At 62.9% G+C, this 10,879-nt stretch carries 9 protein-coding genes; 4 read left to right on the top strand and 5 right to left on the bottom strand.

The window, feature by feature from the left end; translation table 11 throughout:
- Positions 1-9: 9 nt before the first annotated feature.
- Complete coding sequence (gene fhuF, locus PSH78_RS14625; protein ID WP_305494988.1) at positions 10-747, bottom strand: siderophore-iron reductase FhuF; 738 nt, start codon at positions 745-747, stop codon at positions 10-12.
- 198 nt (positions 748-945) lie between these two features.
- Between fhuF and PSH78_RS14620 the strand changes: the two genes are divergently transcribed.
- Together PSH78_RS14620 and PSH78_RS14615 are read left to right on the top strand one after the other, a co-directional pair.
- Complete coding sequence (locus tag PSH78_RS14620) at positions 946-1,161, top strand: MbtH family NRPS accessory protein (RefSeq protein WP_186610593.1); 216 nt, start codon at positions 946-948, stop codon at positions 1,159-1,161.
- 35 nt (positions 1,162-1,196) lie between these two features.
- Positions 1,197-2,627, top strand: a complete 1,431-nt coding sequence (locus PSH78_RS14615) for a diaminobutyrate--2-oxoglutarate transaminase (protein WP_305494986.1) — start codon at positions 1,197-1,199, stop codon at positions 2,625-2,627.
- 131 nt (positions 2,628-2,758) lie between these two features.
- Here PSH78_RS14615 and PSH78_RS14610 read toward each other — a convergent pair whose 3' ends face one another.
- Genes PSH78_RS14610 through PSH78_RS14600 form a run of 3 tightly spaced genes read right to left on the bottom strand, consistent with a single transcriptional unit; the run spans position 2,759 to position 5,555 of the window.
- Complete coding sequence (locus tag PSH78_RS14610; protein ID WP_305494985.1) at positions 2,759-3,685, bottom strand: sugar ABC transporter substrate-binding protein; 927 nt, start codon at positions 3,683-3,685, stop codon at positions 2,759-2,761.
- A gap of 59 nt (positions 3,686-3,744) precedes the next feature.
- Positions 3,745-4,536, bottom strand: coding sequence for a TIM barrel protein (locus PSH78_RS14605; protein ID WP_305494984.1), 792 nt, complete (start codon positions 4,534-4,536; stop codon positions 3,745-3,747).
- Complete coding sequence (locus PSH78_RS14600; protein ID WP_305494983.1) at positions 4,533-5,555, bottom strand: Gfo/Idh/MocA family oxidoreductase; 1,023 nt, start codon at positions 5,553-5,555, stop codon at positions 4,533-4,535. The genes PSH78_RS14605 and PSH78_RS14600 overlap by 4 nt, the downstream gene beginning before the upstream one ends.
- A 195-nt stretch (positions 5,556-5,750) precedes the next feature.
- Here PSH78_RS14600 and PSH78_RS14595 point away from each other — a divergent pair, with 195 nt between their 5' ends.
- On the top strand, positions 5,751-7,751 hold the full coding sequence (locus PSH78_RS14595; protein WP_305494982.1) for a sigma-54-dependent Fis family transcriptional regulator: 2,001 nt from the start codon (positions 5,751-5,753) through the stop codon (positions 7,749-7,751).
- A 21-nt stretch (positions 7,752-7,772) separates the two neighbouring features.
- Here PSH78_RS14595 and PSH78_RS14590 read toward each other — a convergent pair whose 3' ends face one another.
- Positions 7,773-9,074, bottom strand: coding sequence for an SDR family oxidoreductase (locus PSH78_RS14590; RefSeq protein ID WP_305494980.1), 1,302 nt, complete (start codon positions 9,072-9,074; stop codon positions 7,773-7,775).
- A gap of 148 nt (positions 9,075-9,222) precedes the next feature.
- On the opposite strand from PSH78_RS14590, the gene treA reads away from it, so the two are divergent.
- Positions 9,223-10,827: an alpha,alpha-trehalase TreA gene (gene treA, locus PSH78_RS14585; protein WP_305494978.1), complete on the top strand. Its 1,605-nt coding sequence runs from the start codon at positions 9,223-9,225 to the stop codon at positions 10,825-10,827.
- Positions 10,828-10,879: the final 52 nt, after the last annotated feature.

The following is a 10,879-nucleotide window of genomic DNA, read 5'->3' as shown; positions in this document are numbered from 1 at the left end:
CGGCTGCGCTCAGGCGCCTTGGACCTGGCGCCTGGATTCATCGAGGGGGCAGCTGCTGCAATAGCCAACGCCGGGGAGGCGGTAGCGAATGCAGCAGATGCGCCTCAGGCGCTGCGGCTCGTCCTCGCCGATGTCTTGGTAACGCACGGGCGCGAACAGAGGGTTGCGGCGGCCGTCGGGGCGTAGCCGGGCAGTGAGGATTTCCCTGGCCGGCAGGGTGCTGGAGGCATCAGCCAGGGGGTGCAGCTCGATTCGCGTGGTGACGAATTCGAAGGTGTTGGCGGCGTTGCTCCAGAACAATCGGGGCGATGCCCGGCTGACGCTGGCAAGGATCCCGATGACCGGTTCCAGATGACCTTCGACGAGCGTATGGAACCGCTCGAAGGCCGTGCACGGCGGGAGTATCTGACCCTCGTCGCGCAAATGCAGGGCCTGGGGCCTGGCGTCATCGCCGAGTTTCACGCCGACATCAGCCAGGGCGAGCGGCAGCTCCCGTTGCTGGAGCAGGTTGGCGGCCATCACTGGCGCCAGGAAGGTACTGAAATACCATTTGGACCACAACGACACCAGGGCCAGGCGCTCATCGGTCTTGTAGCGTGCCAGCAGATCGTCGACGAATGTACTGAACGTCTCGTGCTGGAAGAACACGGCGGCCGGCAGATCGGTGCGCGGGTGGCTGCGCAGTTGCAGTTTCTCTTCAAAGGCTGCGAGCGGCCCGATGAACAGCGGAGCAAGGCTGGGAATCATTGACTCATCCGTGACCGCGAATCGAGAGAGGTTATCGTCAGGGGCCGAAGTATAAACAGCGTACTGCCGTCTTGCGACTGCTCGCCGGCATTGAAATATGTGCGCAACGTAAGATTTTTATAATATTAATGAGAATCGCTACCATTAGTATTGTATCGTAGCGGTCTTTTCCGTCATGCCAGTCAAAAGGAGCAAGCAATGAGTTTGGATAGCCCGGATACGCGGTTTCTGGTTGTCGTCAACGAAGAGGAGCAGTACTCGATCTGGCCGGACTACCGCAGCGTGCCCGACGGCTGGCGCACCGTGGACATGCAGGGCAGCAAGGAAGAGTGCCTGGCTTATATCGAGAAAGTCTGGACCGACATGCGCCCGCTGAGCCTGCGTCAGGCCATGCAGGTACAAGGACAGGGCTGATCGCCCACAACCGAGTGGTTACTCAGGGAGTCAAAATGGAAAGTGTCCAGCCCCGTTCATCCTCCAGCGCAACCTTCACGCTGGAGCAGTTTCGCCAGCAAGCGCCGCGTGAACTGAACACCAACCCGTATCTGCAACGCCAGGCGGCCCGGGAGTCGAACGCCCGTTCCTATCCGCGGCGCATTCCGTTGGCCTTGCAAGAAGCCCATGGTCTTTATGTGCGCGATACCCAAGGCCAGTTGTTCATGGATTGCCTAGCGGGTGCGGGGACATTGGCGCTGGGCCACAACCATCCGGTGGCCATCGCGGCCATGCGCCAGACACTCGATTCCGGCCTGCCCTTGCACACCCTGGACCTGACGACGCCGGTCAAGGATCGTTTTGTCGAGGACCTGTTCAACGCCTTGCCGGAAAACTTCGCGCGTCACGCGCGCATCCAGTTCTGCGGACCGACCGGTGCCGACGGCATCGAGGCGGCCCTGAAGCTGGCGCGGATCGCCACCGGACGCAAACCGATCCTGACGTTCTCCGGCGGTTACCACGGCATGACCCTGGGGACACTGAGCCTGATGGGCAACCTGGGGCCGAAACAGGGGCTGGGCTCGTTGATGGCCGACGTGCAATTCCTGCCGTACCCCTATGACTACCGCTGTCCGTTCGGCATCGGCGGCGAAGCCGGCATCGATGCCGGGCTGCACTTTATCGAACAACTGTTGAGCGACCCGGAGTCGGGCGTGCTGCCACCGGCAGCGGTGGTCGTGGAAGTCGTGCAGGGCGAGGGTGGGGTGATCCCGGCACCGGTTCGTTGGCTCCAGGGCTTGCGCCAATTGACCCGCAAACACGGCGTGGCACTGATTATCGATGAAGTACAGACCGGCCTGGGGCGTACCGGCAAGCTGTTCGCTTTCCAGCACGCCGACATCGAGCCGGACATTCTGGTCTTGTCCAAAGCCATCGGCGGCGGCCTGCCACTGGCGGTGATGGTGTATCGCGAAGAACTGGACACCTGGAAACCCGGTGCCCATGCCGGCACGTTCCGTGGCAATCAGCTGGCGATGGCAGCGGGCGCCGCGACGTTGCGTCATATCATCAGCGAACACCTGCCAGCGCACGCTGAGGTCATGGGGCAGCGCCTGATGGAGCAGCTGCGTCAGTTGCAAGGCGATTACCCTTGCCTGGGCCAGGTGCGTGGTCGTGGCTTGATGGTGGGCGTAGAGGTTGTCAGCGATACGCCGAGCGATGCCCGTGTGCCCGCCGCGGATACGGCATTGGCCCAGGCCATCCAGCGCCAGTGCCTGCGCTTGGGCGTCATTCTGGAGTTGGGCGGGCGCCATGGCGCCGTTGTGCGATTCCTGCCGCCGCTGATCATCCAGGCTGAGGAAATCGATGTGCTGGTCGAGCTGTTCCGGGTGGCCTTGAACAATGCCATCGCCGAGACCAAGGGCAGGGCGTTGCACATCGCCTGAGCGGGCCATTCGCTTATCGACCCGTGGCGAGGGAGCTTGCTCCCGCTGGGCTGCGCAGCTGCCCCAAAAATCTTGCGGCTGCTACGCAACCGAGCGGGAGCAAGCTCCCTCGCCACGATCACGCGTCTCTGCTACTTGTAGCGCTGCTCGAACACCGCCAGTTGCTCAGGCTTGATCAACTGGAACGGCACCCAGACCTCCGGTTCAACCGGCTCGCCCTTGATCATCTTGAGCGCCGCCTGCACCGCGCTGGTCGCCTGGGCCTTGGGGTCCTGGAATACCGAGGCGACCAGCATCCCACGCTTGATCGCCGCCAGGCCATCAGGCAAACCGTCGATGCCGACAATCGAAATCTCGCCCTTGGCTTTGCCGGCTTGCTGCAAGGCCATGGCCGCACCGATGGCCATCTCGTCATTGTTGGCGACGATGGCATCGAAACGGCTGCCGGCGAGCAGCCAGTTGCTGGTCAGGTCCATCCCTTTGCTGCGCTGCCATTCGGCGCTTTGCTGCTCGACGATCCTGATCTCGGGAAAGTCCTTGAGCACCTGCTTGACCCCTTCGGTGCGGTCATGGGTGGCGTTTTGCGCGAGGTCGCCCATGATGATCGCGAGGTTGCCCTTGCCGCCGAGTTTTTCCGCCAGGTAGCGCATCTGCAGTTGGCCGGCCTCGATGTCGTTGGACGCTACCGTAACCACGCCTTTGGGCAAGGTGCGCTCGTCCGGATGGCGATTGACGTAGACCAGCGGCGTCTTGGCTTCGACCGCGGCGCGGGTGATGTTGGCCGTGGCGGAAGTGTCCACCGGCAGGACAATGACCGCATCGACCTTCTGATTGATGAAGCCCTGGACCTGATTGAGCTGGCGGACCACGTCGCCCTGGGCATCCTCGAACTGGATCTGGACATTTTCCTTTCTGGCGGCCTCGTCCAGGCCGTTACGCACGTAGGTCATGAAGTTATCGTCAACCCTGGCGATGCTGACGCCGATGCGATAATCGGCGGCGGCCCATTGGCTGAAGAGCAGCAGCAAGGTGGCGAAAAGCAGTGTGCAACGACGCATGATGGTTTTCCTTTTGTTGTTATGGAGTGAAGGTCATCAATAGGACTTCCGCACGGGCCTCACCCGTCCAGCGTGAAGGCCTGCCTGAAGCGCTCTAGCGCTCGTTCGCTGTCACCGCTGGCCCAGCCTTCAAGGCCGACGACACCGCTGTATCCCATGCCGGACAGCGCCCGGGCAATGGCCGGATAGTGAATTTCACCGGTGCCGGGTTCCATGCGACCCGGAACATCGGCGACCTGTATTTCACCGATGGCGTCACCGGCGCGCTGGATCAGCTCGATCAGGTTTCCTTCGCCGATTTGCGCGTGATAAAGGTCCAGGTTCATTTTCAGGTGCGGGCTGCCCACGGCTTCGATCAGCGCCAGGGTATCGTCGGCGCGGGCGAACGGTGTACCGGGATGGTCGACTTCGGTGTTGAGATTTTCCAGCAGGAATACCCGGCCGGCGTCTTCGCCCAGGCGGGCAATCTTTTCCAGGGTCTTGCAGGCGCTCAACCACATGCGTCCGGTGGTCCGGGCAACCGGTTTGACCGGCAAGCCCTGATCACCCAGGCCGGTGCCGTGCAGGTTCAGGCTCGGGCAGTTCAACCGGGCTGCGACGGCCAAGGATTCCCGAGCGCTGTCGAGCAGTTGCCGGACGGCCTCGGGATCGGTCAGGTTGCCCGAGACGTAACCGGTCATCGAGGTAAAATCCGCGCCAGTCGCCGCGAGGGCCTGGATGTCCTTGCTCGTCCAGTTCCATATCTCGACGCTGAAGCCCTGCGCGTGGATGCGTTTGACCCGTTCGACAAAGGGCAGGTCGAGAAAGACCATCTCGGCGCTGACCGCCAGTTTGAAGGGGACGAAACTCATGACGAGGCTCCTTGCACGCGTACGGCTTTACCCTGCTGGAAGGACTCGATGCAGGCCCGTGCAATGGCCAGGGCGGCCCGGGCATCTTCACCGCTGGCCAGCGGTTTCTCGCCGCTGCGCACGCAACTGACGAAGTGATTGAGCTCGGCCACGTACGCATCACGCAGCAAGTCGGTGTCCAGGCGTTGGGTATCGGCCTGGACCCCATTGGCGAGGTAGCGCAGCAAATCGGAGTCGTTGACGCTGCCCATGGTCAGCATGCCGGCACTGCCGAACACTTCGCCGCGGACGTCGTAGCCATAGACGGCCTGGAAGTTGGCCTCGGCGGTGGCAATGGCGCCATTGTCGAAACGGATCGTGACCACTGCCGTGTCGAGAAAGCCCTTCTCCTTGTAGGCGGGTGCAATCAAGGCGTCGGCCATCACGAATACCTCGACCGCCTCGGCGCCTGGATTCAGGTAGCGCAGGGTATCGAAGTCATGGATCAGCGTTTCCAGGAAGATCACCCATTGCGGCGAGGCGGCGGGGTTGTTCAGCGCCGGGTCGCGGGTCAGCGAGCGCAGCAGTTGTGGGGTGCCGATCCGGCCGGCGACCACGTCCAGATGAGCTGTGCGGAAACTCCTGGCGAAGCGCCGGTTGAAACCGACCTGGAGCGTCACGCGTGCATCGGCAGCGGCGGCGATGGCGCGGTCGGCTTCTTCCAGGGTGATCGCCATCGGTTTTTCACAAAAGACCCCTTTGCCGGCCCGGGCCGCGCTGATCACCAGCTCGGCATGGCTGCGTGCCGGGGCGGCGATCAGCACGGCGTCGATGTCCGGGTCGTCCAGCAGTTGCTGCGGGTCGGCGTAGGTCTTGGGTACATCCAGCTCCGCCGCCAGGCGCGCGGCCTGGCCGGGAGTAGGGTCGGCGATGGCGGCGAGGCAGGCGCCGGGAATGTGCCGGGCGGCGGTCAGGCCGTGAAAACTGCCCATGCGGCCAGCGCCGATGAGACCCAGGCGAATGGTTTTCGAGGTGCTCATGAAAGGACTCCCTTTTATTGTTGTTCGCGACGCGCTGGCTGAAACGCCGGTGTCGCTATACAGCAGGGAGCAACTGCTGTGCCAATATTCAACGTGCTGAATTTAAAGGTTTTTTTATATGATCCTGAAAGAGGCGTGTTCATTTCGTGGACATGTCTACACTGACATGTCGAGAACCTGAACATAGAGCCGACAATGAATGCACAACCCATGGCCCTGAGCGTTGAAGACCGGGACTATCTGACCGCACTCGGCCCCGCGTCGTTGAATGGAGGATCAAACGCTGCGCTGGAAGAGGCCTGGCGAGCGTGCCTGAACGCCAGCACCGAGCGTCCCGCTGGTGTCAGGCAAGTAATCTGGGATTCCTGGCGGCGCAGCGTCGATGCCGGGCTGGATCCGCAGGACGGCGAGTACCGTTTTGTCGCGCCCGCCGAGCTGACCGCCACGCTGACGGCGAATCGCCTGTTGATCGCCGCCGCCGCACAGGTCATGCGCGGCTTGCTCGCCTACAACCCCAACGGGCATATCAACCTGACCGATGCCGAAGGCACGACCCTGTATTTCTGCGGGCTGGACCTAACGCCCATCGGCAGCCGGTTGCTCGAATCGGTGCAGGGCACCAATTGCACCGGGCTGGCGCTGGTTGAAGACCGGCTGGTGTATGTGCTGGCCGAGGAAAATTTCGGCATAGGCCTGCGCCAGCGGCGTATGCATTGCGCCGCCGCGCCGATCCGCGATGCTCATGGCCGGACCCTGGCGATGCTGACCCTGACCGCCGAGCCCGGTTGGTTTCACTTCCATACCCTGGGCACCGTCCAGGCTGCGGCTGAAGCGGTCTCCCGGCAAATGGCGCTGCAGGCGCTGTTGGAAGAACAACAGACAGTCCTTGAAGTGCTCAACGAGGGCTTGGTGGTACTCGATGAAACGGGTTGCATCAAGGCCCTCAACCATTACGCCCGGCAATTGTTCCGCGTCGACCGTGACTGGTTGGGCAAGCCGTTCCAAAGCCTTGGGCAGACCGAGCTGAGCGGTGAAATCCTGCGTGGAGGTGGCGAGGGGGCAAGGGACCTGGATTGCGCTTTTGAGCTGCACGATCGCAGTCATCTGGCCTGCCTGGTGTCAGTCTGTCCTCTGGCGCAGGGCGGTCGCATTGTTTCGCTGCGCGAGAATCGGCGCATCCGGGAGATTACCCGGCGCATCATCGGCACCCAGGCCAGCTACACCTTCGAGATCATCCAGGGCCGTTCACGGGCGATTCAGGACGCCTTGCAACTGGGCCGGATCGCCAGTCGCAGTGACTCGACGACGCTGATTCTCGGTGAGAGTGGCACCGGAAAGGAGCTGTTTGCCCAGGCCATCCATAACGCCAGCGACCGCAGTGGCGGTCCGTTCGTGGCGGTCAACTGCGGGGCCATTCCCCGGGATCTGGTGCAGAGCGAACTGTTCGGCCATGTCGAAGGTGCGTTCACCGGATCGGCTCGCGGTGGCTCGGCGGGCAAATTCGAACTGGCCGATGGCGGGACGATCTTCCTCGACGAGATCGGTGATATGGCCTTTGATGCGCAGGTCAGCTTGCTGCGCGTCCTGCAGGAAGGCGAAGTGACGCGGGTCGGGGCGAAAAAATCGCTGCGGGTCAACGTGCGCATCATTGCCGCTACTCACCGCAACCTGAGCCAGGCCGTCGCCGACGGCGCTTTTCGCGAAGACCTTTATTACCGCCTCAATGTGCTGAGCCTGACGGTGCCGCCGCTGCGGATGCGGCGGGAGGATGTGCCCTTGCTGGCGCGGCATTTCCTCGCGCGGTGTGCCCGGTCGCTGCGAAAGCCGATACGTGACCTGTCACCGCAGGCGCTGGAGGTTCTCGATGCCTATCATTGGCCGGGGAACGTCCGTGAGCTGGAAAACGTCATTGAGCGCGCGACCAACCTGGCAACCACCGAGCTCATCCAGGCCAATGACCTGGCCCTGGAAGTCAGGCAGGGCGGGCGGCCCTCGGCTCGCCAAGCGACTCTCGAATCCAGGGCGGCCGTCGATCTGGGTACCCATGAGATGAATGCAATCATCGCCGCCCTGCGGGACACGCGCGGCAATATCCGCCTGGCCGCCCGACAGCTGAAGGTGTCCCGGGGCGGTCTGTACAACAAAATGAGCCGGTTCGGGCTCAAGGTCGACGCGTTCCGTTCGGCAGTGGACTGATCCAATAGCTTCGCTGTGCGGTCACCTGCGGCCACGCTCCCGACCCAACGCCACCAGGCACCCGCCAAGCAACAGCGCCGCACCCGCCACCAGCACGGGTGATGGTCGTCGCGCAGGCTTGCGCCAGCCGCCTTCGATTTTACGCGGCCCGCTGGGCGGGTTGAACAGGTTGCCCGAGGATGACGCCAACGCCGGGCTGCGGTTCAGGCCCAGACGCGTCAACCAGCCGGACAGTTGCGGGAAACCGGGCACCAGGAAATGCGCGACTCTCGCCAGTACCGCCGCGCTGCCCACGGTGGTGCTGGGCTTGGGGTTGAGCGCACAGCTGAGCATCGCTTCGGCAACCCGCTGCGGGTCGTAGACGGGAGGTGGTGGCTTGAGCGCATGGCCGGTGTAATTGGCGCCGTCGCGAAAGCCCGGCGTGTCGATGACGGCGGGGTAGATGTCGCAGACGTGGATGTCGCGGTATTCGCCGAGCTCACCGCGCAAGGCTTCGGACAAGCCGCGCAAGCCGTATTTGCTTGCCGAATAGGCAGCGGCATAGGGCTGGGCGACCCAACTGCCCAGCGACAGGGTATTGATCAGGATCCCGCGCTTCTGTGCCTTGAAATAGGGCCATGCCACATAGGCGCCCCGCAGGTAGCCGAGCAGGTCGGTTTGCAGAACCTGTTCATGTACCTCAAGCGGCGTTTGCTCGAAACTGCCCACCGCACCGACGCCGGCATTGTTGATCCAGATATCGATGCGCCCGTCGCCAAACGCGGCGGCCTCGGCGGCTAGCGCCTGCATCTGTTCGCTGCGGGTGACGTCGGTGCACACCGCCAATGCGGCGGCGCCCTGGGCCTGGCATTCGTCGACAACTTCGGCAAGCGCCTCGCGGTCACGTGCCGCCAGCACCAGGCGCGCCCGTTGCCGGGCAAACGCCAGGGCGGTGGCACGGCCGATTCCGCTGGACGCCCCGGTGACGACCACGAGTTTTTCCGCCAGGGGATACGATTGGGTCTGAGCAGCGCTATCTGCGCGGCCCGCGGGCCGGTCGACGTCGGGCTGCAAAGGTGTCAGCTTCAGGCGCACGCCATCGGCCATTATCAGCGTCAGGTCCTCAATAGTGCCGGCGACTCTGCCGGGGTACACCGGCTCGCCCTCGGGGTCGAGCTGGTCGTAGAGGAAGGTCTGGCCTTCCAGCCAGCCCACAGCCGTATTCAATTCAGGGCCCAGGTAATACTTTCCATCGAGGAAGAAACCCGGGAAGTGAGGCGCGCGCTCAATACTTTCAACGGCGTAACGCTCACCGTGCCGCATGCCGGTTGCTGGGGCAATCATGATCAACACCTCCGTCCTGTTGGTCCTGCGATAGAGAGCAGGGGTCAGGCAGGGGTTCCGTCGAGGTGAGGAAAGGCATTTCGAGTGAACCGCGCTCCACCTCGTTCTGTCACTCGTTGGTCAGGAACGACAAATGATGGAGCCGCCGATGCGACCACTGTATTTCCCCAGCCTGTCTCTCGCTGCCGTGCTGTGCACGGCCTGTTCAAGCCAACCGTCCGCCATGTGGAGTTACGCCGACGCCCAGGACCGGGCCAATCAGCCGCCCGACCAGATGTACCCCGAGCTGTTCGAAGCCGTGCAGCGTCAGCAGGTATTCACCGACCAGAAGCATTTCGTCGATGCGTTGCCCAAGCGTGACCCGGCGAAGATCCGTGCCGATTACCTGGCCCGGCGGGAGGGCGCCGATTTCAATCTCGATGACTTCATAAAAGACAACTTCATCGAATCCGGCCAGGCTGAAAGTCCTGCCCCCGAACCGGGCGCGCCGATCAAGGAGCACATCGATAATCTCTGGCCCGTGCTCAGCCGAACCTACACCCAAGTGCCGCCCTACAGCAGCCTGCTGCCGTTGCCGCAACCGTATGTCGTCCCGGGCGGACGTTTCCGCGAAATGTATTACTGGGACTCGTATTTCACCATGCTCGGTCTGGAGCAAAGCGGCAAGAAGGCGCAGGTTCGCCAGATGACCGATAATTTTGCCTACATGATCGACACCTACGGCCATATTCCCAATGGCAACCGCAGCTACTACCTGAGCCGCTCGCAGCCGCCGTTCTTTGCTTACATGGTCGAGTTGCAGGCGCACATCGAGGGCGAGCAGGCCTACGGGCGCTACCTTCCCCAGTTGCAAAAGGAATATGCCTACTGGATGGACGGCGCGCAGGCCCTCAAGGCCGGTGAGGCATTGCAGCATGTCGTCAAGCTCGCCGATGGCAGTGTGCTCAACCGTTATTGGGATGCCAGCGCTACGCCTCGGCAGGAGTCATGGCTGCAAGACACGAAGACCGCCGAGCAGGCGCCCGAGCGACCCAAGGAGGAGGTCTGGCGCGACTTGCGCGCCGGGGCCGAAAGCGGCTGGGATTTCAGCTCCCGCTGGCTGGGGGACGGCAGGAACCTGGCGACCATCCGAACCACATCGATTGTCCCGGTGGACCTGAACAGCCTGATGTTCCACCTGGAGCGCACCATCGCCAAGGCCTGCGAGACGGTGGCGAACACGGCTTGCGTCCAGGCCTATGGGCAGCGTGCCGAGCAACGCCAGCGCGCCATCGAGACGCACTTGTGGAACGCCGAGGGTGGTTATTACGTGGACTACGACTGGCAGCAGAACCGGCAACGGCCGGGATTGACTGCCGCAACACTGTTCCCGCTCTTCGCTGGCCTGGCCTCTACCGAACGCGCCGATCGCAGCGCCGATGCGGTGCGTCGAGGTTTGTTGCGTCCGGGCGGCATCGCCACCACCCAGGTGAACAATGGCCAGCAATGGGACGAGCCCAATGGCTGGGCGCCGTTGCAATGGGTGGCGGTCGAAGGGTTGGACCGCTACGGACAAACGGAACTGGCCCGGGATATTGGCAGCCGCTTTCTGAAGCAGGTCCAAGACCTTTATCTCAAAGAGGACAAATTGGTCGAGAAGTACGACGTGTCCGGACAGGGCGACGGCGGTGGGGGCGGCGAATACGAACTGCAGGACGGCTTCGGCTGGACGAACGGGGTAACGCTGAAGCTGATGGACAAATACGGCGGTTGAGCCGGGCGGGATCGATGCTATTCTTCGCAAAATCTGCGAAGAATAGCGCTGC

The sequence above is a fragment of the Pseudomonas sp. FP198 genome (assembly GCF_030687895.1).
Classification (GTDB): domain Bacteria; phylum Pseudomonadota; class Gammaproteobacteria; order Pseudomonadales; family Pseudomonadaceae; genus Aquipseudomonas.
Note: the sequence above shows the minus strand (reverse complement) of the source record. Positions and strands in the feature narration are given on the sequence as shown.